A 26,068-nucleotide genomic window follows, 5' to 3' on the forward strand; every position below is an offset into this window, starting at 1 on the left:
GCTGTCGAAAGCACGCAAAGAAAAACCCGCCTCAAAAGAGGCGGGTTTCGCAGTTTCAAAATGCCGAGAGCGTCTTAGCGGTCTTCGACATTTACATAGGGACGTTCGGTCGCGCCGGTGTAGAGCTGACGCGGACGGCCGATTTTCATTGCCGGATCCTCGATCTGCTCTTTCCACTGGGAAATCCAGCCGACGGTGCGCGACAGCGCGAAGATCGGGGTGAACATCGCAGTCGGGAAGCCCATGGCCTCCAGGATGATACCGGAATAGAAGTCGACGTTCGGGAAGAGTTTCTTCTCCGCGAAATACGGATCGGCCAGAGCGGCTTTCTCAAGCTCTTTGGCGACCTGCAGCGTCGGGTTGTTTTCCACGCCCAGAAGCTCAAGCACCTCGTCGGCGGACTGTTTCATCACGGTCGCGCGCGGGTCGAAGTTTTTGTAGACGCGGTGACCGAAGCCCATCAGACGGAACGGATCGTTCTTGTCTTTCGCGCGGGCGATGAATTCCGGGATACGATCCACGGAGCCGATTTCACGCAGCATCTCGAGACATGCTTGGTTCGCACCACCGTGTGCCGGCCCCCAGAGACAGGCGATACCAGCGGCGATACAGGCAAACGGGTTCGCACCAGAAGAGGACGCCAAACGCACGGTCGAGGTCGAGGCGTTCTGCTCGTGGTCGGCGTGGAGCGTAAAGATACGGTCCATAGCGCGCGACAGGATCGGGTTGACCTCATAGTCTTCCGCCGGGACGGAGAAACACATGTTGAGGAAGTTCGACGCGTAGTCAAGGTTGTTGCGCGGATACACAAACGGCTGACCGATGGTGTATTTATAGGCCATCGCAGCGATCGTCGGCATTTTCGCGATCAAACGGATAGTCGCTACTTCGCGCTGATGCGCGTCAGAGATGTCGATGGAATCGTGGTAGAAGGCGGACATGGCGCCAACCACACCAACCATGATCGCCATCGGGTGGGCGTCACGACGGAAACCGGTGAAGAATTTGAGCATCTGCTCGTGCACCATGGTGTGATGCGTCACGAGGCTCTCGAATTTCTCCATCTCGGCGGCCGTCGGCAGTTCCCCGTACAGCAGCAGGAAGCAGACTTCGAGGAAATGCGATTTTTCGGCCAGATCGCCGATCGTGTAACCGCGGTGCAGAAGAATGCCTGCGTCGCCATCAATATAGGTGATCGCGCTTTCGCAAGACGCCGTGGAGGTGAAGCCCGGGTCATAAGTGAACACGCCAGCCTGGCCATAAAGCTTACGGATATCGAGAACATCCGGGCCCGCGGTGGGGGAGTAAACGGGAAGATCGTAGGTCTGTCCGTCAAGCGAAAGGGTCGCGGTTTTCTGAGTGTCTGCCATCGTCGTTCCTTCGGTTGTCAGCGGTGCCTCCATCGCGGTGAATGCGCGATGCAGTCGCTGGTGGTCTGGCGGGCGCCCGGGCGTATCCCGGACATCCTTTGGGCTTTGGACCCGCATCTGGGTCCTTTGTCTGGCCTATGGTCCGGAAGGCACGAGCGCCCCCGGACCTTTCTTGGCCCGAACCGAAGCGCAGTCGCCCCGGTCGCAAATTTCTAACCCCGCGCCTTAAACCGCCCTCTAGGAACGTCCCGGTCGCATGCGCCCTCACTGGGCGCTATTGAGACTGGGTTGGCACAGTCAGGCAAGGTCAGAAACGACCTCACCCCTTAATCTTGCGTCGCTTGCTCCGAAATCAAAGCCCGGAAATCTTCGATCCGCGCGAGAGTTTCCTCTCGGCCGAGGACCAACATCATGTCGAGGACACTGGGTGTGACAGCGCGACCTGCGAGGGCGGATCTCAAAGGCCCGGCGACTTTCCCGAACCCAAGCTCCAGCGTCTCCATCACGCGGCCAACCGCCTCCTCCAATGCGTTGCGCTCCCAGCTAGCATTTTGCAGGTGCGGCGTCAATTCTTCCAGTATACCGTTGGATACAGAAACCACTTGTTTTTGCGCTTTCTCATCCATGGCCACCGGACGGGACACCAATGCAAATTGTGCTTTTTCAATGAGTTGCGGGTAGGTTTTGGCCGATCCTTTCAGGAAGGAGAGGGACTCTGAAAGACGCGATTTTTGCTCTGGAAGCAGCGCGTCGGAGCCCGAAGCCTCAAGGTATCCATCGATTTCGCTCAAGATTTCATCGTCCACCAGAATTGCGATATGCTGGCCACAGATATTCTCAAGTTTCTTGGTGTCAAATCGGGCAGGGGCCTTGTTGATTCCATCGAGATCGAACCACTCCATCGCCTGCGCGTCGGTGAAGAATTCGTCATCGCCGTGGGACCAGCCCAGACGCGCCAGATAGTTGCGCATGCCAGACGCCGGATAGCCCATGGCCTGATATTCCTTAACGCCGACCGCGCCGTGACGTTTCGACATTTTCTTACCATCAGGGCCGAAAATCAGCGGAATATGCGCGTAAACCGGCAGCGGCCAGCCCATCGCCTCATAGATCGTCATTTGGCGCGCGGCATTGGCCAGGTGGTCATCGCCCCGGATCACATGGGTTACGCCCATATCATGGTCATCGACAACAACAGCCAGCATGTAGGTCGGTGTGCCATCCGAGCGTAACAGGATCATGTCGTCGAGCTGATCGTTCTGAAACGTCACGTCGCCTTGCACCTTATCCGCCACCACGGTCGAACCTTCGCGCGGCGCCTTGACGCGGATCACATAGGGCGCATCCGGGTAGGTCGACGGGTCCGCATCGCGCCAGGGCGAGCGATAGAGCGTGCTTTCCTTCTTGGCGCGGGCCTCTTCGCGAAAGGCTTCAATCTCTTCTTGCGTGGCAAAACATTTGTAGGCCTTGCCGTTCGCCAACATCTCGCGGGCCACTTCGGCGTGACGCTCTGCGCGCTCGAACTGGCTCACCGCCTCGCCATCGTAATCGAGCCCAAGCCAGGCCATGCCGTCGAGAATCCCCTGCGTCGCCTCGGGCGTCGAGCGCGCGCGATCGGTGTCTTCGATCCGAAGCAGGAACTTTCCACCGCGACCGCGGGCATAGAGCCATGAGAACAGCGCCGTGCGGGCGGTGCCGATGTGCATGTCGCCGGTGGGCGATGGGGCGATGCGGGTGACGACGGGCGTTTGGGAAGCGGCTTCGGACATGGGGAAATTAACCCTTTAGTAACCATGTTGGCAGATGATTTTCGTCACCGGGCATAAGCGAAGGCGGAAGGGGAAACAAGGGTGCGCGCCCTCACGAGACTTGTACAGATCCCCCTCGACATCGTCGATGGACAACACGGGCGTTTGTTCCTGTGGCTGCCCGTGTGCTTTGGCACGGGCGCGGGGCTGTTCTTCGCCCAGTCGCTTGAACCCTCTCGCGTGCTTCTCTTGACATTGGCAGTGCTGAGTCTTCTGACCGCGCTGCTCCTGATCAAAACACCGCCCCGCGTGGCGCCTCTTTTGGTCGCGGCGCTGGCCGTCACTTTGGGCTTTCTATCCGCGGGTCTGCGCACCCAACTGGTGGCCGAACCCGTTCTGACATTCCGCTACTACGGCCCCGTTGAGGGACGGGTGATCAAGATCGACCGCTCCGCCTCCGACGCCCTGCGCCTGACCCTTGATCAAGTCACCCTGCGCGATTTTGCGTCCTCTCGCACTCCCGCGCGGGTCCGCATCTCGCTTCATGGCTCGCAAGATTTTGTGACACCCGAGCCCGGGCTCCGCCTTGCCATGACCGCGCATCTCTCGCCGCCGCCCGGTCCCACGGAACCCGGTGGGTTCGATTTCCAGCGCATGGCCTGGTTCGATCGTTTGGGCGCGGTGGGCTACACCCGCACGCCCGTCTTGCGCGCCGCAGAGGTCGATCCCTCGCCGCTCTTGTGGGTGCATCGCCTGCGCCAGACGCTCTCGACATCGTTGCAAAACCAACTCCCCGGCGAGATCGGCGCCTTTGCTGCGGCGATCCTTACGGGTGACCGCTCCGGCATTTCGCAAGAGACCGCCGAGCACCTGAGAGGCGCGAACCTTTCGCATCTTTTGGCCATTTCAGGCCTGCACATGGGGCTTCTGACCGGCGCGGTGTTCTTTGCGCTGCGGCTCATGTTGGCGATGATCCCCGGTGCTGCGCTCAAATGGCCGTTGAAGAAACTCGCCGCCGGGGGTGCCTTGGCGGCAGGGGCCTTCTACCTCGCCCTGTCCGGCTTTAATGTGGCGACAGAGCGCGCCTTTGTCATGGTCTCCGTCATGCTCGTGGCGGTGCTTTTGGATCGTCAGGCCATTTCCTTGCGGGCCGTCGCCATCGCCGCCCTCATCCTTTTGGTCTTGCAACCCGAAGTGCTTCCCGAACCGGGCTTCCAGATGTCTTTCGCCGCCACCACGGCCCTCGTCGCGGTCTTCAGCCTCGTGCGGCGGATGAATCTCATGGTGCGTTGGCCGAACTGGCTCAGAGCGGTGGCAACTGTCATTCTGTCCTCTGCCGTTGCGGGCATCGCCACTGCCCCAGTCGCCGCCGCGCATTTCAACCGGATCGCGGATTTCGGCTTGATCGCCAATGTCGCCGCCGTCCCGATCATGGGCGCGCTCGTGATGCCTGCTGCCATTGTGGCCGTGCTGCTCACGCCTTTCGGGCTCCAGGGCTTCGCTTTGTTCGTCATGGGTCTGGGCTTCGCTGGATTCTCTTTGTCGCCGAAACTGTGTCCTCTTGGGAGGGCGCCGTGAGCCGCATCGTCTCGCCGCCGCCCGCGACCTTGCCTTTGATCGCGCTGGGTGCCTTGTTCGTCATTCTTTGGCGCGGGCGCTGGCAAAATCTTGGCGTTCTGCCGGTCTGCGCCGGGCTTTTACTATGGGCGACACATGAGCGGCCTGCGCTTTTGATTTCTGACGATGGCGGTTTGGTGGGCCGGATGGCATCTGAGGGCCGCGCGCTGTCAAAGCCTAAAGGAGCGGGCTTTGCGGCCACTGTTTGGCTCGAAAACGATGGCGATGTTCCTGATCAGGCCATGGCCGCCCAACGTTCCATGCCCGCTTTGGATGTTGGGCCGGTTCGGGTGGTGCAAGTCACCGGGCGTGGTTGGCAAGAGGTGGCGCGGGAGGCTTGTGGGATTGCGGATCTGGTGATCCTCAACAAACTTTGGGAAGAGGAGAGGCCTGACGACTGTCTCTTGATTGATCTCGGGTTTCTGCGAGAAAGCGGAGCTTTGGCATTGAGTGAGATGGACGGCGAGGTGCGGTTGCGCACCGCTTATGCCGTCTCCGGTGTGCGCTATTGGAATACGCCCGCTTTGCGAGGAGAGAGGGGCGTGACGGCACGAGTGGCCCGTGCAGAGCGTTTGCCCGCTGCCATGGGGCTGTGGTTCGGTCAGACTGACGCGCAAGCGACGCGTTTCGCATTTGCCAAGCGCTAAAAGCAAAGCGCCGCACGGGAATGTGCGGCGCTTTCCGAGCGAACTCATTGAGTTGTGTCAGTAGCTTCGGATCAGACCGACCAGTTTGCCCTGCACCTCGACCATATCGGAGGGCAGCACACGGGTCTCAAACGCCGGGTTGGCGGCTTCGAGCGCAATCATGTCGCCTTGGCGTTTGTAGCGTTTCAACGTGGTTTCGTAGCCTTCGACCATGGCAACGACGATGTCGCCGTCTTTGGCTTGGCTGGTTTCACGAATGACCACGATGTCGCCATGGTTGATCCCGGCCTCGATCATGGATTCGCCTTTGACCTCAAGCGCATAGTGATTGCCGCGCCCCGAGAGCATAGACCCCGGCACTGCGACATTCACAGCACCGTCGGACACCGCCTCGATCGGAACACCAGCTGCGATTTTGCCCATGATCGGCAGGTTGATTGCGGTGACGGTCTCGATATCGAGCGCGGCTGCGGGCGGCGGGGTGTCCGGGCGGTCGCCATCGATCACACGCGGGCTGAACCCGCCAGAGGTCGGCGCCGAGGGCGCACCGCCGAGGCTCTCGGGCAGTTTCACGATCTCGATGGCACGCGCGCGATGCGCCAGACGACGAATAAACCCGCGTTCTTCGAGCGCGGTGATCAGCCGGTGAATGCCCGACTTGGAGCGCAGATCGAGCGCCTCTTTCATTTCGTCGAAAGACGGCGGCACCCCGTCACGCTGCATTCGTGTGTTGATGAACTCCAAAAGCTGGAGTTGCTTTTTCGTCAGCATCGGCTCGTTCCTCTCGTCGCCCCGGTTTTGTCTCCCGGGGGTGTTTTCCGCTTCAATAGGCGCCTGACCCTTAGCCTCATGGTGGTCCGAAGACACCCAATGCACAGGGACCGGGGGAATCGCCCCCGATATACGCATTTTCGGCGGTCGGCCCGTCACCACATGCCCGTTTGGTCGCTCCTGCACCGCAACGCTGCTGCGATGAAACCGTACAGGGCCGCCAGAATGGGTCAAACCCCAGATGGGTTTAGCTCTATGTTCTGATAATGTTCTACCGCTGTTCTCGAAATGTGTCAATTGTCCTGTCCCTAATCCAACACGCGCGTCAAACGCTGCCTTTGCGCATGTGCCGCTATGATGCGGCGTTGCGCTGAGCTTGGCGGGAAGTTGGTTAAGGCGAGGTTAAAACGGAAATGTTGGGCGCAGGAATATGCACTGCGCTGCCCGTCAGGGTGGTTCGGGGCTTAGAGGGAGATCACATCCACCGTCTCGCCTACCTCACGCGCCGGATCATGCGGTGGGCGCACCAAAAGCGCGTTGGCGTTGGAAAGGATCGACAAAAGCGAGCTGTCCTGACGGGCGAAGGGCTGAACACCCTCTGCTGTCAAAATGGCGCGCATGTAATGTTCACGCGGGCCATTGTCAGACACGGGTTGCAACAGCACGGCTTTCTGGCGCGGCGCGGGTTGCGGGGGCAGCCCCTGAAGCGCGCCAATCACCGGCACCATGAACAGCTTAGCCGTGATCATCGCGGAGACCGGATTGCCGGGCAGGCCCAGCATCACGGTGTCTCCCAGACGCCCGGCCATCAGAGGTTTGCCGGGGCGCATGGCGACTTTGTAAAAGGCGCGTTCCATGCCCAGTTCTTCGACCACCTTGCCAACCAGATCGTGATCGCCCACCGAGGCACCGCCGATCGAGACGATCACATCCGCCTCCATCGCCATCTCGAAGGTCGCGCGCAGCAGGGTCATGTCATCGGGCGCAATCGGCAGCATGCGTGCGATGCCGCCCGCCTGTTCGACCATGGCGGCCAATCCAAAGGCGTTGGACGCAATGATTTGCGAGGGGCGGGGTGTTTCGCCCGGCAACACCAATTCATCGCCCGTCGAAATGATCGCCACGACAGGACGACGCCCGACGGAAACCTCGGCATGGTTCATCGCGGCCAGAAGTGCGACGTCCTGCGGGGACAGGCGGCGGGGTGCAGACAGGCCATCTGTGGGGCCGAAATCATTGCCGGCGGGACGGATATTGCGATTGTCAGAGGGCGTGCAGGTGAGCGTGATGCGGTTGCCTTCGCGGGTGACGTCCTCTTGGATGATCACGCGGTCGGCGCCTGCGGGCAGGGGGGCACCGGTGAAAATCCGCACGGCGCTGCCTTGGCTCACAGTGCCGGAAAACCCATGTCCGGCGGCACTTTCTCCAATCACCTCAAAACCCGCGCCCTCGGTAGTGTCGGCATCGCGCACCGCATAGCCGTCCATGGCGGAGGCATCAAAAGGCGGCTGCACCATACGCGCCATTGCGGTTTCGGCCAGAACCCGACCCGAGGCCGCGCGCAAAGGCACGGTCTCATTGTCCAATGGCGTGCAAAGCGCAAACAAATGCGCGAGGGCGTCCTGAACGGAAATCATGTCAGTCTCTCTCGTAGATGCCGGATTTGCCGCCTTCTTTGCGCAAGAGCCGTGTCTGGACGATCTCCATGCCCTTCTCGGCGGCTTTGAGCATGTCGTAGACGGTCAGCGCCGCGACGCTGGCGGCGGTCAGGGCTTCCATCTCGACACCCGTTTGACCAGAGGTCTTGACGGTGGCGCGAATGCGAATGCCCGGCAAGGTGGCGTCCGGTTCCAGATCGAGCGTCACCTTGGTGATCGGCAGCGGGTGGCACAGCGGGATCAGATCAGAAGTGCGTTTCGCCCCCATGATGCCCGCCAGTCTCGCGACTCCCAGAACATCGCCCTTTTTCGCCGTGCCTTCGGTGACGAGCGCCAGCGTTTCCGGCGTCATCTTCACGGCGCTTTCGGCGGTGGCGAGGCGGTCAGTCACCGCCTTGTCCGACACATCGACCATATGGGCGTTGCCCTCCCCGTCGAAATGCGTGAGCTCCGCCATCAGGCTGGCACCGGATTGGCAAGCAACGCGCGGGTCGCGGCCTCAACATCGTCCTGACGCATCAGGCTTTCGCCGATGAGGAAACAGCGCGCGCCGTAGTCGGCCATATCGGCGAGGTCTTGGGGCGTGAACAGCCCGCTTTCGCAGACCAGCGTCCGATCCGCAGGCGACAGTTTCGACAGCTCACGCGTGGTGTCGAGTGTCGTCTCAAAGGTCTTCAGGTTGCGGTTGTTGACCCCCAGCAGCGGGGATTTGAGTTTCAACGCCCGCTCCAGCTCCTTGGCATCATGCACCTCGATCAGCACATCCATGCCGTAGCCAAAGGCCGCGTCTTCCAATTCGGCGGCCAGCCCGTCTTCGACGGAGGCCATGATGATAAGGATTGCGTCGGCGCCCCAAGCGCGGGCCTCGGCCACCTGATAGGTGTCATACATGAAGTCTTTGCGCAGCACCGGGAGCGAGACCTCGGCGCGGGCCTGTTTCAAAAACTCCGGCGAGCCTTGGAACGACGGCGTGTCGGTCAGGACGGACAAGCACGTCGCACCGCCGGCCTCATAGGCGCGGGCGATGGCGGGCGGGTTGAAATCCGGGCGGATGAGGCCCTTGGACGGGGAGGCCTTTTTGACCTCCGCGATCAGGCCGTAGCCTGTGCGCGCGGCGGATTGCAATGCGGTGGCAAAGCCTCGCGTGGGGCTTTGCTCGGCGGCCTGCGCCTCAAGATCGTAAAGCGCCACGGCGGCTTTCGCGCTGGCGACTTCTTCGAGCTTATAGGCTTTGATTTTATCGAGAACATTGGACATGCGCACTTGATACAGGGCGGCGCGAAGTAAGGGAAGATGGCAATGGTGTAGAGACACAGAGGGATTATTGAGAACATATTGAGGATAGTCATTCAACAATAAGACCATTTTGTTGTTAGTTTGGATTTCGTAATCTCTATTCATCGAAGGGGCGCAACACCGCAAACCTTTCGCAACCAAATGAAAACGTTACAAAATACAGCTTGGAGATCACCCATGTTCCGCATCAAAACGCTCACCTCCGCTCTGGCGCTCGGTCTTGCTCTGGCAACGCCCTCCTTCGCACAAGGTATTCAGGAAGCCCCCTCGACGGTCGGTGCCACCTATGTCGCCGAATCCGCCACCGATGCCCTCGCACCGGGCGAGAAAATCGAAAACCTCTACACCAAGAACGTTTCTCAGGACTACATCCTGCAAAAGCTGACGGACCGCGTGTATTTCTACCAGCGTCAGTTCTACGGCACGATCTTTTACGTCGGTGACGAAGGCGTCCTGATGATCGACGCGCTCGAAGGCCGCGCTGACACGCTCAAAGCCGCCGTTGCCGAGGTGACCGACCTGCCGATCACCGCGATCCTCTACTCCCACGACCACGCCGACCACATCGCCGATGCTGGCAAGCTTCTGGAGAGCTTCCCCGATGCCCGTGTCATTGCGACCGACGCCACCGTGGAAGTGATGGGTGAGACCGGCTCCAACATTCCGAGCCCGACAGAGATCATCCCCTCGGACGTCAACAGCTTTGCGTTTGAGGACATGACCGTTCGCGTTGTGCCCTTCGCCGAGACCGCCCATGCTCATGACCACGCCATGTATGTGCTCGAAGGCACCGGCGTTGTGCATGTGCCGGACGTGATCAACCCGGATCAGCCGCCGTTCTGGTCCTTTGCAGGCGCCGAAGGCTACATGGGATATTCCGACATGATCGACCACATCGGCGATCTGGAATGGGACTACCTGTCGGGTGGCCACGGCAACGTCGGTTCGCGCGCTGATGTGGAGTTCTATCAGACCTTCCTCGACGATCTCGAAGCCGCCGTTGGTGAAGCACTTGGCAACGTGCCGTGGGGTGCCGGTATCGAGGCTCCCGAAGAGCTGAACGCCCACACCGCGTATCTGTCGAACTGGATCGCAGAGGTCGGCAAATACGCCACCAACGTGCTGCGTCCGAAATACGGTGAGTACTACGGGTTCGAATACGCCACGCCGAAGAACGCCGAACTCGTGGGCATGTACATGTTCTCCTACCGCTAAGGCGGGCCACTTATCAGGCACCTCTTTGGTCACGGACCAGGGCCAGAGGGGTTAAAACAAAGACGCACCGGGAGACGATCCCGGTGCGTTTTTTGTTTGGTCTTAAATGTTTGCGTGGATTAGGTCGTGACCCTCAGTTCTGCGAGCCCGTGGAAGTGCCATGTGTCGGCATAGCGTGGCGGTTTGGTGAGGCGCAGATTTGGACAGCGTTCGAACAACCGGGGCAGGGCGACGCGCATTTCCAACCGAGCAAGCGGCGCACCAACGCAGAAATGGATGCCCGCGCCGAAAGCTGCGTTCTGTTTCACCTTGCGGCTCGGATCAAAACGATTGGGATCGTCCCACGTGTCTTCGTCGCGGTTGGCGGCGGCCAGCAAAAGCCCGATTTTGTCACCGCGTTTCAGCTCTTGGCCAAGGAAAGTCGTATCCTCGTAAACCCAGCGCTGAAATAGGTGCAGCGGCGGGTCAAAGCGGAGCAATTCTTCGATGGTGCCGTCGATCTTCTCGTCCGAGAGAAGGTCCCGCGGCGTCTCATGCTCCAAAAGCGTTTTCACCGCGATGCCAAGGCTGTGCACCGTCGCTTCATGGCCCGCGTTTAGCAAAAGGATACAGGTGGTGATCAGCTCATCCGTGGTCAGTTTCTCGCCCTCGGATTCCGCCGCAATGAGCGAGGTGATCAGATCGTCCGCCGGTTGTGAACGGCGCGTCTCGACATAGGCGCGCATGAAGTCGGAGAACTCCGTGGCGGCTTGTGAGGCGGCCTCTTCGATTTCGCGCGTGCGGGTCGGGGTGTAAACCGCGACCATGGCGTTGGACCATGTCAAAAGCTGCTCCGACATCTCTTCGGGCACGCCCAAAAGGCGACAGATGATCCGAACCGGCACCATTTTCGCAAACGTGGGCATGAGGTCGAACTCACCCTCGGGAAAGCGATCCATCAGGTCGTCAACGATCTCTTCGAGATCCGGGACCAGCGCCTTGATCCGGCGCGAGGTAAACGCGCGCAACACCAAAGACCGCAGCCGACGGTGTCGTTCGCCTTCTAGCTCCAGCATCGAATGATCTTCAATGTCGTAAAAGGCGCGCAGATGGTCCGGTATGTCGGGCGCGAACCCCTCAGGCGCCTGACGCCCAAAGCGATTGTCCCGCAGCGCCATCGACACCCCGTCATAGCCCGCAATCACCGGCAGGGTCAGTTCCTCCCAGAACACCATTCGACCACCAGCGCGCAGTTGGTCGTAAAACGGGTAGGGGTTCTGGACAAAGGTGGGATCGTTCGGGGCGCAGGAAAAACGTTTCATAACCCCTCTTTGACTGCGAAGCGCTTTCCTTTGCAAGCGGGGTTTTCTACTCTGTCTCCATGAAAGGCCGATGATGGACAAGACCGCTCTCCCAGATGATGCCCCTGCGCCGCCGCGCCATCGCCTGTTCTGGGCGCTGGGCGGGGTTTTGGCCGTGGCCCTCTTGGGGCTTTCGGTTTTTGTCCTGAGTTTTCGCGCCGAATTGGATCAGGCCAGCGAACGCGGGTCTTCTGACTTGGCGCTCGCCTCCGATCGGCTGACCACCGGGTTGCAACGATATCGCGAATTGGCGGTGTTTCTTTCGGATCACCCGACGGTTCTGGCATTGGTCTTTGCGCAAGCGCCCGGTGACAGCCCGAAGCAGGCGACTTCGGATCTGTTGCAAGGGTTGTCCGACAAGACCGGCGCGCATTCTCTGATGGTGATCGGCGGCGCGGGGCAGGTTTTGGCCACCGCCGGAGAAACCCGCTTGCCCACGGGCGCCCGCGCAGCTGTGACCCGGGCGATGGACGGGGCCTTGGGCGTCGCGCATTTCGTCGATCTTGAGGGACGCAGGCGCTACGTCTTTGCAGCGCCCGTGTTTTCCCCCGGTGGACCCGCGCGGGGCGCCGTGGTGGTCAATGTCGACATCGGGCTGTTGGAATGGGGCTGGCCGACCGAGGCCTCGGCGATCTATTTCACCGATCAATACGGCGTGGTCTTTGTCACCAATCGCTCCGAACTTGTCTTGCGCGGCGGCAGTGCCGGGCCCTTGCCCGTGACCCACAGGTATACCGTCTCCGACCATGACATCTGGCGCCATCAAGCCGGGCCCTACATCCCGTCGCCCGCTTTGCACCTGACGCAGCCACTGCCAGTTGTGGGGTTAGAGGCGGAGTTGCTCATGGATTTGCGCCCAGTTCTGTCGATGGCGGGGCTGCAAGCCGGAATGGCCTCTGCGCTCGCGCTTGTTTTCGCGGCGTTCCTGTTTTTTGCCAAGGAGCGGCGGCGCACCTTGGCGGAGGCCAACGCGCGGCTGGAGGCCCGTGTCGCAGCGCGGACCGAGGCCTTGGAACTGGCCAACCGCGAGTTGCAACATGAGGTCCACGAACGCCACGAGGCCGAAGCCCGCCTCAAACGCGCGCAGGCCGATCTGGTGCAGGCCGGAAAGCTCTCTGCGCTGGGCGAAATGTCGGCGGGGATCAGCCATGAATTGAACCAGCCACTGATGGCGATCCGGTCTTTTGCGGAAAATGCGCAGGCCTTTCTGGAGCGTGAAAATCCGCAGAAGGCCGCTGACAATCTCGGCCGCATTTCCGAACTTGCCCGCCGCATGGGGCGGATCATCAAGAACCTGCGCGCTTTTGCCCGCCAAGAGCCTGAGACGATCACGGATGTGGAATTGACCAGCGTGATCGAGGCCGCATTGGAAATGACGCAGGCGAAAATCTCCAACGCGGGTGTGACACTCGACTGGACACCCGGGGCGCAGGTCTGGGTTCGGGGCGGTGAAGTGCGCTTGCAGCAGGTGGTGATGAACCTCCTGTCCAATGCCGTTGACGCCATGAGCGATGCGTCAGACAAACGGATTGAAATTCGGCTCTCTCCCGGAGATCCCACGCGGCTCACCATTTCTGACAGCGGCCCCGGCATTTCCGAGCCGGAGAAAATCTTTGACCCGTTCTACACCACCAAAGAGGTTGGCGCTTCTGAGGGCATGGGGCTTGGCCTGTCGATTTCCTACGGGCTTGTGCAGAGCTTCGGCGGGCGGATTCGCGGTGAGAACCGATCTGGCGGTGGGGCCGTGTTCACCATAGAATTGCAGCCCGCCATAAGGGGTGAGCCGCAAAAGGAGAGCCTTGATGCCACATATTGATCGCGTGCTTCTGGTCGATGACGATGCCTCCGTGCGCGAAGCGCTGGGGCAGACGTTGGAGTTAGCTGATCTCAGCGCCACGCTTGCGGGCAGCTACATTGAGGCCAAGGATCACATTTCTCGCGACTTTCCCGGCGTTGTGGTTTCCGACATCCGCATGCCCGGCAAGGACGGCTTTGCGCTTTTGGCCTTTGCGCAATCAGTCGATCCGGAACTTCCGGTGATTTTGTTGACCGGCGAGGGCGACGTGCCCATGGCGGTGCGCGGCATTTCCGAAGGTGCGTTTGATTTCCTTGAAAAACCCTGCGCGCCACAGGACTTGATCGCTGTCGTCGAAAAGGCTTTGAAAACCCGCTCTCTCGTGTTGGAAAACCGCCGCCTCAAACGACAGGTCGAACAGGGCGACGCCGCCGCGCGGCTCTTGCGCGGCTCTTCCGATCTGTCGAAACGCATGCGCGAAGAGGCCCGCGCGGTGGCGCGCTCTGCCGCCGATGTGTTGGTCACCGGCGAGCCGGGGGTGGGAACCGCGAAAATGGCCGAGGTGGTGCATCTCCTGTCGGCGGGTTCCATGGCGCCCTTCGTCAAATACCCGGCCTCTGCCATGACGGCCGAGACCCTGTCGCAGGCATTTGCGGCCGCGAAAGGCGGCTCCGTGTTTCTCGATGAGATTGCTGGCCTGTCGTCACCCGCGCAATTCGCGCTTTTGGAAGAGTTGGAAAGCCACGATCGTCCGCGCCTGATCGCCGGGACCTATGCCGATCTGAGCGAGGCGGCACGGGAAGGGCGGTTTTCGCCCGATCTGTTCTATCGGTTGGAGGCCGCCGTGATCCGCATCCCGCCACTGCGCGAGCGCCGCGAGGACATTCCGGTGCTGTTTCGCCACTACGTCAACATCGCTTGCGAGCAATCGGACCTTCCGGTGCCAGAGATCACCTCTGAGGTCATTTCAAACCTTTTGGCACAGGATTGGCCTGGCAATGCGCGCTCGCTGATGAACGCGGCGATGCGCTTTGCAATGGGGCTGACGGAAGGCGAGGCGCAGGAGGAACTGGGCTTGGCCGAACAACTGGCGCAGGTCGAGCGGTCCTTGTTGATCGCGGCGCTGCAACGTCACCACGGAAATGCGACTGAGGCGGCGAAGGGCCTGAAACTGCCGCGCAAGACCTTTTATGACAAGCTGACGCGGCATGGGGTGAAGGCGGAGGTGTATCGCTAAGGCCGCCACCGGCGCGCCGTTCCTACCTACGATGCGCGTTGCAAACTGCAAAAGCATCACCTGATACCTTGCTTAAATTCGGTGCGATCTGTCACCTGTCCCCGACCCGGATGGGAGTGATCCGGGATGGACTTATGGGAGGTACATCATGAAATTTCTGACTTGCGCGCTGGCCGCCAGCGCCATCATTTCGTCTGCCGGAACGGCCTTTGCGGCCTGCGATCCGGGCGAGATCGTCATCAAGTTCAGTCATATCGTCAACACGGACAAACACCCGAAAGGCATCGCAGCTTCGCTGCTGATGGAGCGGGTGAATACCGAGATGGACGGCAAGGCCTGTATGGAGATGTATCCGAACGCTACCCTCTACAATGACGATCAGGTGCTTGAGGCGATGCTTCAGGGCGATGTGCAACTGGCGGCGCCGTCGCTGTCGAAATTCGAAACCTTCACCAAGCAATTCCGGATTTTCGATCTGCCGTTCATGTTCAAGAACATCGAGGCTGTCGACGAGTTCCAAAACTCGGAAACCGGGCAGGCGATGAAAGAAGGAATGGTGCGGCGTGGCCTCTTGGGGCTGGAGTTCTGGCACAATGGCCTGAAACAGATCACGGCGGACCGTCCGGTTCAGATGCCGGAAGACCTCGAAGGGCTCAAGATGCGGGTGCAACCTGCCGAGGTGATCATCGAACAGATGCGCGCGCTCAAGGCCAATCCGCAGCCGATGGCTTTCCCCGAAGTTTACGGCGCGCTTCAGACCGGCGTGGTCGACGGCCAGCAGAATACCTATTCCAACATCTATGGTCAGAAATTCTTCGAGGTGCAGGACGGTGTGACGGAAACCAACCACCTGCTGCTTGACTATATGGTCGTGACCTCGGTCGATTGGTGGGACAGCCTGCCCGAGGATGTGCGCACGCAATTCGGCACCATCCTGCATGAGGTGACTGTGGCCCGTAACGGGGAGTCCGAGCGTGTGAACATGGAAGCGAAACAGGGCATCCTCGATGCTGGTGGTGTCGTGCGCGAACTGACCGAAGACCAGCGGACGGCCTGGGTCGAGGCGATGAAACCCGTCTGGGCGATCTTCGAAGAAGAAGTCGGTGCCGAGAACATCGCCGCCGCCCAAGAGATCAATGCGCGGCATTGATCGCAGAACGACCTCTTGAGTCGATCTGTGCGATTTTCCGCACATGCGCAATTTTCTTGCGTGCGGAAAATCGCACACTTGCGTTGGACGCATGGCCGATATGCATTTTTGCGTTCTCTTAACATGCTGACATTAAAGGGTTTTCAAGAAATTTTTAACATTTCTTCACCTCCCCTTGATGCAAAGTGAAGCGCTTTGTTTTCTCTGCCAAGAGCCTGTCGGGGCCGTTCCGTCCCGATATGCGCCAGATCTTTCGATTTCATGACAGGGAGGATACCCATGAAATTTCTCGCAACCGCTGCAACGGCCCTTGCGCTTTCCGTGACCGCTACCACCGCTTTCGCCGCCTGTGACGACGGCGAAATGGTGATCAAGTTCAGCCACGTCACCAACACCGACAAGCACCCCAAAGGCATCGCCGCCAACCTGTTCATGGAACGCGTGAACGCTGAGATGGACGGCAAGGTCTGTGTCGAGGTCTACCCGAACTCCACGCTCTACAACGACGATCAGGTGCTCGAGGCGATGCTTCAGGGCGACGTTCAGATGGCGGCTCCGTCGCTGTCGAAATTCGAGACCTTCTCCAAAGTTTACCGCATCTTCGATCTGCCCTTCATGTTCAAAAACATGGACGCCGTGGAAGAGTTCCAATCCTCCGAGGCCGGTCAGAACATGAAAGAGGCCATGGTGCGTCGTGGTCTGTTGGGCCTTGGTTTCTGGCACAACGGTCTGAAACAATTCTCCGCCAACAAGCCGCTTCTGGAGCCGGGTGACGCCGCCGGTCTCAAGTTCCGTGTGCAGCCCTCCGACGTGCTCGTTGCGCAGATGAACGCGCTCGACGCCTCCCCGCAGCCGATGGCCTTCTCCGAGGTCTACGGCGCGCTGCAAACCGGCGTTGTGGACGGTCAGGAAAACACCTGGTCCAACATCTACGGCCAGAAATTCTTTGAAGTTCAAGACGGCATCACCGAGACCAACCACGGTCTCCTTGACTACATGGTCGTGACCTCCGTTGATTGGTGGGAAGGCTTGGACGCCGACATCCGCGACCAGCTCGCCACCATCATGAATGAAGTGACCGCCGACCGGAACGCCGCCATCGCCGAAGTCGACGCCGACAACCGTCAGGCCGTGCTGGACGCCGGCGGTGTGATCCGCGAGCTGAGCGACGAGCAGCGTCAGGCTTGGGTCGATGTGATGAAGCCGGTTTGGGCCGAGTTCGAAGGCGACGTGGGCGCCGACAACATCGCGCTGGCACAAGAAATCAACGCCAAACACTAAGCGCGTTTGACACGATTGACGGGGCCCTGCCTGCGGGACGGGGCCTCGTTCGCACCCTTTCGGGTGAATGGGTCTGCGGCGTGCAGACCGGAGGGGCAAAAGGGGTCACTCATCATGACACAATACCAAGATAATCAGCCGAAAACGGCGACAGCGCGGTTCTTTGACGGGCTCGAAGAAAACATCATCGCGCTGATCCTCGGGCTTATGACGCTCATCACCTTCGTAAACGTGGTGCTGCGCTATGTGTTCAACCATTCCCTGATCTGGGGCCTTGAAGTGGTGCTGATCCTCTTCGCCTGGCTCGTGCTTCTGGGGATTTCCTACGGGTTCAAAAAGACTTCGCATCTGGGCGTCGACGCGGTGATCAACATCCTGCCGTCGCGCGGTCAGCGGGTGCTCGCCATCATTTCCGCCATTGCCTGTCTGGCCTATGCGGGTCTCCTGATGAAAGGCGCTTGGGACTACTGGGCTCCCTTTGCGGCATTGCAGCCGACCGAGGGTCGTTGGTTCCCGCTGGGCTTCACCGAGGGGGTGCGCGACCGGGCATTCTATGTCACCGATCAGGTGCCGATGCTGGGCATTTTCCGCTGGCTTGAGGACGCGATCAACTATGGCGACAGCTATGACAAGCTGCCCCGCGTAGTGCCCTATTTCATCATTCCCTTCTCGGCGGCGCTGATCCTTCTGCGCGTGGTGCAGGCCACCATCCGCATTCTCAAAGGCACACAGCACTCCCTGATCGTCTCTCACGAGGCCGAAGACGAAGTCGAGCGCGTGGCGCACGGCGAATACGAGGAATAACCCCAATGGATGTCGTCTTTCTCTTTGTCATGGTCATTGGCCTCCTGCTGATCGGCGTGCCGATCGCGGTCTCTCTCGGCCTCTCCTCCATGATCTTCCTTTTGGTGTTCTCGGACACCTCTCTGGCCTCCGTGGCGCAGTCGCTCTATCAGGCGATGGCCGGGCACTATACGCTTCTGGCCATTCCGTTCTTCATTCTTGCCTCCTCGTTCATGTCGACGGGCGGCGTGGCCAAACGCATTGTGCGCTTTGCCATCGCCTGTGTGGGGCATTTCCATGGTGGTCTGGCGATTGCGGGCGTTTTTGCCTGTATGATCTTTGCCGCACTTTCCGGCTCGTCGCCCGCGACCGTGGTCGCCATCGGCTCCATCGTCATCGCTGCGATGCGCCAAATGGGCTACACCAAAGACTTCGCCGCCGGTGTCATTGCTAACGCAGGCACCTTGGGCATCCTGATCCCGCCCTCCATCGTGATGGTGGTTTACGCCTCCGCCACCGACGTCTCCGTTGGCCGGATGTTCCTCGCGGGCGTTATTCCGGGCCTTTTGGCTGGCACCATGCTGATGCTGGCGATCTACGTGATCGCACGGATCAAAAAGCTGCCGAAAGGTGAATGGGCTGGTTGGAGCGAAATCGGGCGCGCGTTCCGCGAAGCCTTCTGGGGCCTCATGCTCATCGTCATCATCATGGTCGGCATTTACGGTGTGCCGGGTGTGACGGGCGCGATCTTCACGCCGACCGAAGCCGCCGCTGTGGCCTCGATCTACGCCTTCCTCGTGGCTTCCTTTGTCTATCGTGACATGGGGCCGCTGGCAGATCGCGATGGCACCGGGCCGACCTCGTTGATGAGCAAACCCTACGCGCTGGTCACGGCCTTCTTCCACAAGGACACGCGCCACACGCTGTTCGATGCGGGCAAGCTTACGATCATGCTGATGTTTATCATCGCCAACGCGCTGATCCTGAAACATGTGCTGACCGACGAACAAATTCCGCAGCAAATCGCCCAGGCGATGCTGTCGGCGGGCTTCGGCAAGATCATGTTCCTGATCATGGTCAACGTGATCCTCTTGATCGGTGGCCAGTTCATGGAACCCTCGGGCCTGATCGTGATCGTCGCACCGCTGGTGTTCCCGATCGCCATCGAGTTGGGCGTCGATCCGATCCACCTCGGCATCATCATGGTGGTGAACATGGAGATCGGCATGATCACGCCGCCTGTGGGGCTGAACCTCTTCGTCACCTCGGGCGTTGCCGGGATGCCGATGATGGCCGTGGTCCGCGCCGCCCTGCCGTTCCTCGCGATCCTCTTCGTCTTCCTGATCCTTGTCACCTATGTGCCCGCGATCTCGACCTACCTGCCCACGACGCTGATGGGGCCGGAGATCATCACGAACTGACGAAATGTTCGATATGGATAAGAAAAGGGGCCTCCGGGCCCCTTTTTACGTCTTCATTGCGGGGAAAATACTCAAATAAAAACGGCGCGTCCTGTTGAGAGGGCGCGCCGTGAGTATTTTTACTAAGAAGAAGCGGTTAGGTGTGAGACGTTAGCGCCGCCAGCGCATCGAGTTTCTTGAGCGCTTCACCGGAGGCGATGCTCTCAGCCGCAATTTCGACGCCTTCCTTGAGGGTGGCGGCCTTGTCGGCGACCACCAAAGCGGCGGCGGCGTTCATCAGCACAGCGTCACGGTAGGCGCCGGTTTCACCCATAAGCAAGTTCCGAAGCGCCTTGCCATTTTCCTCGGGCGTGCCGCCGAGTATGTCCTTGAGCGGATGTACCGGAAGACCTGCATCCTCGGGGTGGAGTTCCATCGAGCGGATGTCGCCATTCTCCAGAGCCGCCACAGAGGTCGCGCCGGTAATCGACACTTCGTCCATGCCCTCGTGACCGTAGACCAGCCAGGCCTTCTCGGAGCCGAGCATTTGGAGCACCTCGGCCATCGGCCAGATCAGATCGGGGGCGAAGGCACCCGTGAGCTGGCGTTTGACGCCTGCCGGGTTGGTCAGCGGGCCTAAGATGTTGAAGATGGTTTTGCAGCCCAGTTCGACGCGCACGGGGCCGACATATTTCATCGCCGGGTGGTGCATCGGCGCCATCATGAAGCCGATGCCGATCTCGGCGAGAGCCTTTTCGACCACGTCTTGTCCGACCATCACATTGATGCCATTGACGGACATGGCGTCTGCCGCCCCCGATTTGGACGAGAGGTTGCGGTTGCCGTGTTTGGCGACTGGCACACCTGCGCCCGCAACGACAAAGGCGGTGGCGGTGGAGATGTTCAGCGTGCCAAGCCCGTCACCGCCGGTGCCAACGATGTCCATCGCGCCCTCGGGGGCTTTCACCGGGATGCAGTGATCGCGCATAACCTTGGCGGCGGCGGCATATTCGGAGACCGCTTCGCCCCGCGCCCGGAGCGCCATCAAAAGGCCGCCCATCTGCGCGGGCGTGGCCTCGCCCTTGAACAAAAGCTCAAAGGCCTGTTCGGCCTGCGCGTGGCTCAGAGGGCCTTCGGAGGCGGCGAAAATCAGGGGTTTCATCGCGTCGCTCATGCCGGTTCGTCCTCTTTCAGCTGGCTCAGGAAGGTTTTGAACATGTCGTGGCCATGTTCGGAGCGGATGCTTTCCGGGTGGAATTGCACGCCTTCGATGGGCAGGGTTTTGTGCCGCATGCCCATGATGGTGCCGTCTTTCAGCTCGGCTGTGACTTCGAGACAATCGGGCAGGGTGGCGCGATCCACGATCAGCGAGTGATAGCGCGTGCCCTGAAGCGGCGAGGGCAGACCGGCAAAGACGCCTTTGCCCTCGTGGTAGATCTCGCCCATTTTGCCGTGAACGATCTCATGACAGCGGACAACATCGCCGCCAAAGGCTTCGCCGATGGATTGATGCCCAAGGCAGACGCCGAAGAGCGGAATGCCTGCATCGGCGGCGGCATGGATGAGCGGCACACAGATGCCCGCCTCTTTCGGCGTGCAGGGCCCCGGCGACAGCACGATACCGGAGGGTTTCAGAGCCATGGCTTCCTGCACATTCAACGCGTCGTTGCGGACCACATTGGCTTGCCACCCCAATTCGCCGATGTAATGGACGAGATTGTAGGTGAAACTGTCGTAATTATCGATCAGCAGCAGCATGTTGGCGATCCTTTCGGCGCGTTTGCGCAAGGGGGTGAAACGAGCTTCAAAGGGGGATGATCCCGCCCCGAAGCCGGGTTATACATGTTCACAAGGGCCGCACAGGGTCAAGAGGTCGGGCATGTTCAGAACGCGCCTAAGGGCTGATTGAAGAGCGCCTGTTGAACGGGGCGCGAGGCGTGATCGGAAAAACACGCGGGCAGGCGAGGGTTTGCTTAGGCGTTGAGACTGATTAAAGCCCGGCATATGATCGGGAAAAGCCGGATATAAAGCCGGGGCAATGGGGACCCGCAGTCCCTTATCGAACAGGCGAAGGAGCACCGAATGGGGCGCGGAATACTCACGGGGTTGATCTGGGGCACGATTGTCGGATTCGGCATCCTGACGGTGGCCAATGCAGTGATTGCCCCCATCGAAGTGACGTCCTCTGCGCCGGTTGAGGACATGCCTACGGCTGCGCCCGAGATCAAGCCTGAGAGCGAGCCTGCAAATGCGCCCGAGATTGCTCAAGAGATCAAACCTGAGCCGAGCGCGCCTGAGATGGCCCAGCCGGAGGCCCCCGTGGCCGAAGACAGCCCCGCGATCATCGCCGAGAGTCCCGCGGCAGAGCCGGATCGCTCCGGCGCGCAGCCTGAGGTTGCGATGCCCGAGACCGAAGCCGACGCGACGCCCGAGGCAGCGACAGAAGTCGCCACGGCCCCTGAGGTGGAGATTCCAACCGGGCCTCAGACGCCGGAAACCGAAGAGGTGCTGGCTGGGATCGAGACACCAGAAACCAGCCCCGTGCTGACCCCACCGCAAGCCATGGCGCCCGAAGCTTCGGGGGCCGACAGCCTGCCAGTGACTGAAGAGACCCTGCCGGGAACCGCGGTGCCCGAAGGTGTGGATCAAACGCCGACAGCCCCCGCGATGCCGAAGAAGATCGAGATGGATTCGGCGCGCACGCCCCAAATCGCCCCCCAAAATACGGCTCCTGAGACGGCGCCAGACATGGCTTCGGGTTCAGAAATGGCATCCGGCGCGGGCACGGGCATCCTCGGGATCCCTCCTTCTTCGGACGAAGCATTGCCGGGGCGCAAAGTTGGCTCGTTCACCGACCGTCAGGACAACCGCGTGTCGTCACGCCTGCCGTCGATCTCTACCGCGCCCGAGACTGCTTCCGGCGCGGGCGCGCCGGTCGTCATGGCCGACGACTTGCCCGCGCTTTTGGCCTATTCCGCCGATTTCAACCAAATCCCCACCGGTCCGGTCATGAGCGTCATTCTTGTCGACATTGCCCAGCTTGATCCGGCAGATGCGGCGATCTCGAACCTCCCGTTTCCGGTCACCTTCGCGGTCGATGCGCTGGCCACACGGGCGGGCGAGCGCGCGATGTCTTATCGCGACAAAGGGCTCGAAGTGTTGTCCATGGTGTCTCTGCCCGAAGGCGCGACACCGCAAGACGCCGCCGTGACGCTGACACAGGCCGCCGAGTTGGTGCCCGTGTCCATCGGATTCCTCGATGTCCCCTCCGGCACCTTCCAAAGCTCGCGTCAGGTCGCGGCACAGGTCGTGGCCTCAGCCCAAGAAAGCGGGCGTGGCGTGGTGACCTTCCCGCGTGGTCTCAATGCGCTCGAACAGGAAGCCCAGCGGGTCAAAGCCCCTGCGGGCCTCGTGTTCCGCGACTTTGACGGGCGTTCGCAGGATGTGGAGGCGATGAAACGCTTCCTCGATCAGGCGGCGTTTCAGGCCGGGACGGGCAAGACGGTGATACTTCTGGGGCGCTCGAAACCCGACACGATTAAGGCACTGGCGGAATGGTCGCTTGGCAACCGCGCCGCGACCGTGACCATGGTGCCGCTGTCTTACCTCTTGAGCCGTTCTCCGCTTTGATCCGATCCGCTTTGCGCAGCGGGAAGTCCCGCCGCGCTTGACAGGGTGCGACATTTTGTCATCCAATCTCTCCCAAGGACCGGCTCAGCCGGCAGGGAGGGAATTATGACAGAAATGACTGCGGCCGCTGCGCCGTTGCCCGATGTGGCACGTTTGAGCCTTGCGGATTTGCGCGCGGCTTTGGCGGCGGGGTGGCAGGACTACCGGCGCGCTCCGATGTTTGGCGGGTTCTTTGCCGCCGTCTATGTGCTGATCGGGCTTGGCTTTATCATTTTCGGCGCGGGCACGGTGCTTTGGACCTTTGCTTTCTCTCTGGCCTTTCCGCTGTTCGCCCCATTCGCCGCCGTGGGCCTCTATGAGGTGTCGCGCAGGCTCGACCGGGGCGGTGCGATGGATTGGTATAAGGTCCTCGGCGTGGTCATGGCCGAGCGTGACCGGCAAATCCCCTGGATGGGCGCGATCATCGTCATTTACGTGCTGTTCTGGTCCTTCCTCGCCCATATGATTTTCGCGCTCTTCATGGGGCTGTCGGTGATGACCAATATCTCGTCGTCTTATGATGTCTTCTTGACGGCGAACGGGGTGACCATGATTGCGGTGGAGCTCGCGGTCGGCGGCATTTTGGCCTTTATCTTGTTTTCGTTGACGGTGACGTCCCTGCCGCATCTTCTGGACAAGGAAGTCGATTTCGTCACCGCTATGCTTCTGTCGCTTCGGGTAGTGCGGGAGAACCTGTTTGTCATGCTGGTCTGGGCCGCTTTGATCGCTGCCGTAACGCTTGTGTCGATGGTGCCGCTGTTTCTGGGTCTGTTTGTGACGCTGCCGGTGTTCGGCCACGCCACATGGCATCTTTACCGGCGTGCCCTCACCTGAGGCTTATCTGGCCTTGCGTCGTCCGCGCGAGGTCAACATCAACAGGACGCCCGCGCCAACAATCACGGCGCCTCCCAAAAGCTCCAAGGCGTCGGGGCGCTCGTTAAAGACCAGAGCACCTAGGATCATCGCGAACAACAGCCGCGTGTAACGAAACGGGGTGACGACGGACAACTCGCCCATGCGCATCGCCATGGTGAGCGCGGTATAGGCCGCGACGCCCACGGCGGAGGCCAGAGCAACAAAAGCGAGATCTTTGAGATCGGGCAAAATCCAATAGCCGTCCCAGAGCGATAGCAATAGACCCGACAGGATCAGCGCGGCGAATCCGGTGACGCCCAGTTGCGCATAGGAGAGAACGGGGGAGGCCGCGCGCGTGGCCAAATCGCGGCCCGCAAAACCGATCATGCCGAGAACGGCCAGAATGGACAGCGGCGAGAAACCGTCGAGGCCCGGACGGATCACCAAAAGCACGCCAATGAATCCCAAAGCGATCAGCGCCCAGCGGGTGAGGCTCACAGGCTCGCGAAAGATCACCACGGCGGCGGCGGCGACCATGAGCGGCGTTGCTTGTAGGATCGCCGATGTGGTGGAGAGCGCCGTGAGCGCGAGCGAGAGGGTGAAGAACACCCGGCCTAACACCTCGAACCCCGCGCGGATCACCATGACGCGCTCGGCCATCACCGGATGCACCACCCGCTCGCGGCGTCGCAATGTCAGTAGGGCAAAGACCAGGGTGCCGATGAGGCCGAAAATCGTGAGAATCTGCCCCACCGGCAAATGCGTGGCGGCCTGTTTGATCGCCATATCCTCAAGCGAAAACAGCGCCATGGACAGCACCATCAAAAGCGCACCTTTGAGATTGCCAGCGTTCAGGGCGGTGTGGTCGGGAGATTTAGGCATGGGGCCTCCGGGTCGTGACGCGTGACCATGGCGGAGGGGGCGCGATGTGACAAGGGGGAAGTCATAGCTCGATCAAGTGGAGTATCGAACTTGGTGTTCGAACAATGAGTGCCTACCTCTAACTCAGCCAAATTCTAGGAGCGCTATAAATGGACGATGATGACGAAATTCAAGGGTTAAAAAGATGGGTAAGGATTATGAACAAAGGCCACGGCTATGCAGGAGTTTTCAATTACGAAAATAGTGATGACAAACGAATTGTAGAATGCAGCACATTCGAGGAATGGTGTGAAGCTATTAGAAATGAATACGGAATTGAAATTCTTGATCTCAAGGCGAACGCCAATGATCCGCCTGACTTTTACGCCAAGATTGCAGGTAGAGAGCAAGGGGTTGAGTTGGTTCAATTGATTGAACAAGACCACAAGCAGAGAGCATCAAAAAATGAATCGCCACATGCGGGGCGATTGTTTCTAGATATGCAATGGTCGCAGCAAAGATTTGAAACAAAGTTAAACGAAATAATCTCTAAGAAAGCTGAAAAGTACCAAAAATCTGGTGTGGAGCTGGTGTGGAGATTGACGTTTTGCTTATTCATACTGCGGAGCCTTGGCTTACTTCGGGCCAGACGAAAAAGTGGCTTCAAAATATTTCAGTTGAAACTTATTCCAACATTAAGGCGGTCTCTCTTCTTTTCGAATATGAACCGGGAAGAGGTGTCGATTATTGGCCGGTATTTATGGTCTATGGCGACCTTACTCGTTAGCCTCGCATATTTTGATTTGGCGCGGAAAGTTCGTTCTATTTCCTAGTCAGCAGAAATCTCACTCCGAAAAATCCGCCTCGGTCAGCACCTGCATCTCCACCAGCGGCGGCACTGTGGTGACGACTTCTAGCACATGGTTGAGTGCTGCGACGCAGTAGTGGTGCATCTTGTCGGCGTGGTAATCCTCGTAGATCGTCCACTCTTTCACATGGCGCAGGAACACGGCGGAGGGGTTTTCGCGAAAGAGCGAGGCCGGAGTTTTCTCCTCCAGCGCGGGGGCGTCTTCGGGCTTTGTGAAGGTCTCATCGGTGATCTTGAAGGATACGTAATCCTCGAAGCGCAGCGTGAAGCGACGCGATCCGGGGCGGACCTCGATGACCTTGGCCTTGCCCAGAAGATCGTCGATTACCGAATTGCCGCTCTTGATCTGATCCGGCTCGCCCTCGATGCCCTCATCAAAAATCACCGTCAGGCGACGTTCGTTCATGCGCCCCATGCGAAAATCCGACAGATAAAGGTTTTTCACTTTTTCAAGCTGGCGCAGGGCTTCGGCAGGCATGAGAACTCCGGTGTTATGTGATTGCACGA

The 26,068-nt window shown here is 60.0% G+C and carries 23 protein-coding genes; 12 read left to right on the plus strand and 11 right to left on the minus strand.

The window, feature by feature from the left end:
• Positions 1-74 precede the first annotated feature (74 nt).
• Together gltA and gltX are read right to left on the minus strand one after the other, a co-directional pair.
• Entirely contained in the window at positions 75-1,370 is a 1,296-nt protein-coding gene (gene gltA / locus J5Y17_RS17140; RefSeq protein WP_219786961.1) for a citrate synthase, read from the minus strand.
• 326 nt (positions 1,371-1,696) lie between these two features.
• Positions 1,697-3,139, minus strand: a complete 1,443-nt coding sequence (gene gltX / locus J5Y17_RS17145) for a glutamate--tRNA ligase (protein WP_219786963.1) — start codon at positions 3,137-3,139, stop codon at positions 1,697-1,699.
• 81 nt (positions 3,140-3,220) lie between these two features.
• Here gltX and J5Y17_RS17150 point away from each other — a divergent pair, with 81 nt between their 5' ends.
• Positions 3,221-4,696 carry a ComEC/Rec2 family competence protein gene (locus J5Y17_RS17150; RefSeq protein ID WP_370628993.1) on the plus strand — a complete coding sequence of 492 codons (1,476 nt, stop codon included), beginning with the start codon at positions 3,221-3,223 and terminating at the stop codon, positions 4,694-4,696.
• The gene (locus J5Y17_RS19345) at positions 4,693-5,382 is read left to right on the plus strand and encodes a hypothetical protein (protein ID WP_370628994.1); all 690 of its coding nucleotides are present in this window, start codon (positions 4,693-4,695) and stop codon (positions 5,380-5,382) included. The genes J5Y17_RS17150 and J5Y17_RS19345 overlap by 4 nt, the downstream gene beginning before the upstream one ends.
• Before the next feature lie 57 nt (positions 5,383-5,439).
• Here the strand turns inward: J5Y17_RS19345 and lexA are convergent, their stop codons facing one another.
• From lexA to trpC, 4 genes are all read right to left on the minus strand, one after another.
• Positions 5,440-6,153 (minus strand): transcriptional repressor LexA, encoded by a 714-nt coding sequence (lexA, locus tag J5Y17_RS17155; protein ID WP_219786965.1) that lies wholly within the window; start codon positions 6,151-6,153, stop codon positions 5,440-5,442.
• A gap of 464 nt (positions 6,154-6,617) precedes the next feature.
• On the minus strand, positions 6,618-7,790 hold the full coding sequence (gene glp / locus J5Y17_RS17160; protein ID WP_219786967.1) for a gephyrin-like molybdotransferase Glp: 1,173 nt from the start codon (positions 7,788-7,790) through the stop codon (positions 6,618-6,620).
• Position 7,791: 1 nt separating this feature from the next.
• Positions 7,792-8,268, minus strand: a complete 477-nt coding sequence (gene moaC, locus J5Y17_RS17165) for a cyclic pyranopterin monophosphate synthase MoaC (RefSeq protein WP_219786968.1) — start codon at positions 8,266-8,268, stop codon at positions 7,792-7,794.
• On the minus strand, positions 8,268-9,068 hold the full coding sequence (gene trpC / locus J5Y17_RS17170) for an indole-3-glycerol phosphate synthase TrpC (protein WP_219786970.1): 801 nt from the start codon (positions 9,066-9,068) through the stop codon (positions 8,268-8,270). Before trpC ends, moaC begins: the two co-directional genes overlap by 1 nt.
• A 216-nt stretch (positions 9,069-9,284) precedes the next feature.
• On the opposite strand from trpC, the gene J5Y17_RS17175 reads away from it, so the two are divergent.
• Positions 9,285-10,322 carry an MBL fold metallo-hydrolase gene (locus tag J5Y17_RS17175; RefSeq protein ID WP_219786972.1) on the plus strand — a complete coding sequence of 346 codons (1,038 nt, stop codon included), beginning with the start codon at positions 9,285-9,287 and terminating at the stop codon, positions 10,320-10,322.
• A 119-nt stretch (positions 10,323-10,441) separates the two neighbouring features.
• Here J5Y17_RS17175 and J5Y17_RS17180 read toward each other — a convergent pair whose 3' ends face one another.
• Entirely contained in the window at positions 10,442-11,623 is a 1,182-nt protein-coding gene (locus J5Y17_RS17180; protein WP_219786974.1) for a cytochrome P450, read from the minus strand.
• Between the two features lie 73 nt (positions 11,624-11,696).
• On the opposite strand from J5Y17_RS17180, the gene J5Y17_RS17185 reads away from it, so the two are divergent.
• From J5Y17_RS17185 to J5Y17_RS17210, 6 genes are all read left to right on the plus strand, one after another.
• Positions 11,697-13,478, plus strand: a complete 1,782-nt coding sequence (locus J5Y17_RS17185; protein ID WP_219786976.1) for an ATP-binding protein — start codon at positions 11,697-11,699, stop codon at positions 13,476-13,478.
• Entirely contained in the window at positions 13,465-14,694 is a 1,230-nt protein-coding gene (locus tag J5Y17_RS17190; RefSeq protein WP_219786977.1) for a sigma-54 dependent transcriptional regulator, read from the plus strand. Before J5Y17_RS17185 ends, J5Y17_RS17190 begins: the two co-directional genes overlap by 14 nt.
• A gap of 148 nt (positions 14,695-14,842) precedes the next feature.
• A complete protein-coding gene (locus J5Y17_RS17195; RefSeq protein WP_255572191.1) occupies positions 14,843-15,844 on the plus strand; it encodes a DctP family TRAP transporter solute-binding subunit in 1,002 nt (333 codons plus the stop codon).
• 279 nt (positions 15,845-16,123) lie between these two features.
• Complete coding sequence (locus J5Y17_RS17200; protein ID WP_219786979.1) at positions 16,124-17,125, plus strand: DctP family TRAP transporter solute-binding subunit; 1,002 nt, start codon at positions 16,124-16,126, stop codon at positions 17,123-17,125.
• A gap of 114 nt (positions 17,126-17,239) precedes the next feature.
• A complete protein-coding gene (locus tag J5Y17_RS17205; protein WP_219786981.1) occupies positions 17,240-17,929 on the plus strand; it encodes a TRAP transporter small permease in 690 nt (229 codons plus the stop codon).
• Positions 17,930-17,934: 5 nt separating this feature from the next.
• The gene (locus tag J5Y17_RS17210; protein WP_219786983.1) at positions 17,935-19,329 is read left to right on the plus strand and encodes a TRAP transporter large permease; all 1,395 of its coding nucleotides are present in this window, start codon (positions 17,935-17,937) and stop codon (positions 19,327-19,329) included.
• Between the two features lie 136 nt (positions 19,330-19,465).
• Here the strand turns inward: J5Y17_RS17210 and trpD are convergent, their stop codons facing one another.
• Together trpD and J5Y17_RS17220 are read right to left on the minus strand one after the other, a co-directional pair.
• Positions 19,466-20,482 carry an anthranilate phosphoribosyltransferase gene (gene trpD, locus J5Y17_RS17215; protein ID WP_219786985.1) on the minus strand — a complete coding sequence of 339 codons (1,017 nt, stop codon included), beginning with the start codon at positions 20,480-20,482 and terminating at the stop codon, positions 19,466-19,468.
• A complete protein-coding gene (locus J5Y17_RS17220) occupies positions 20,479-21,066 on the minus strand; it encodes an aminodeoxychorismate/anthranilate synthase component II (protein WP_219786987.1) in 588 nt (195 codons plus the stop codon). Before J5Y17_RS17220 ends, trpD begins: the two co-directional genes overlap by 4 nt.
• A gap of 324 nt (positions 21,067-21,390) precedes the next feature.
• On the opposite strand from J5Y17_RS17220, the gene J5Y17_RS17225 reads away from it, so the two are divergent.
• Positions 21,391-22,938, plus strand: a complete 1,548-nt coding sequence (locus tag J5Y17_RS17225) for a divergent polysaccharide deacetylase family protein (protein WP_219786989.1) — start codon at positions 21,391-21,393, stop codon at positions 22,936-22,938.
• A 114-nt stretch (positions 22,939-23,052) separates the two neighbouring features.
• A complete protein-coding gene (locus J5Y17_RS17230; RefSeq protein ID WP_370628996.1) occupies positions 23,053-23,811 on the plus strand; it encodes a DUF2189 domain-containing protein in 759 nt (252 codons plus the stop codon).
• A 3-nt stretch (positions 23,812-23,814) separates the two neighbouring features.
• On the opposite strand, the gene J5Y17_RS17235 is transcribed toward J5Y17_RS17230, so the two are convergent.
• Complete coding sequence (locus J5Y17_RS17235; RefSeq protein ID WP_219786992.1) at positions 23,815-24,714, minus strand: DMT family transporter; 900 nt, start codon at positions 24,712-24,714, stop codon at positions 23,815-23,817.
• A 149-nt stretch (positions 24,715-24,863) separates the two neighbouring features.
• Here J5Y17_RS17235 and J5Y17_RS17240 point away from each other — a divergent pair, with 149 nt between their 5' ends.
• Positions 24,864-25,526: a hypothetical protein gene (locus tag J5Y17_RS17240; protein ID WP_219786994.1), complete on the plus strand. Its 663-nt coding sequence runs from the start codon at positions 24,864-24,866 to the stop codon at positions 25,524-25,526.
• A 12-nt stretch (positions 25,527-25,538) separates the two neighbouring features.
• Here J5Y17_RS17240 and J5Y17_RS17245 read toward each other — a convergent pair whose 3' ends face one another.
• Entirely contained in the window at positions 25,539-26,039 is a 501-nt protein-coding gene (locus J5Y17_RS17245; RefSeq protein ID WP_219786996.1) for a hypothetical protein, read from the minus strand.
• Positions 26,040-26,068: the final 29 nt, after the last annotated feature.

The sequence above is a fragment of the Celeribacter sp. PS-C1 genome (assembly GCF_019429625.1).
Lineage (GTDB): Bacteria > Pseudomonadota > Alphaproteobacteria > Rhodobacterales > Rhodobacteraceae > Celeribacter.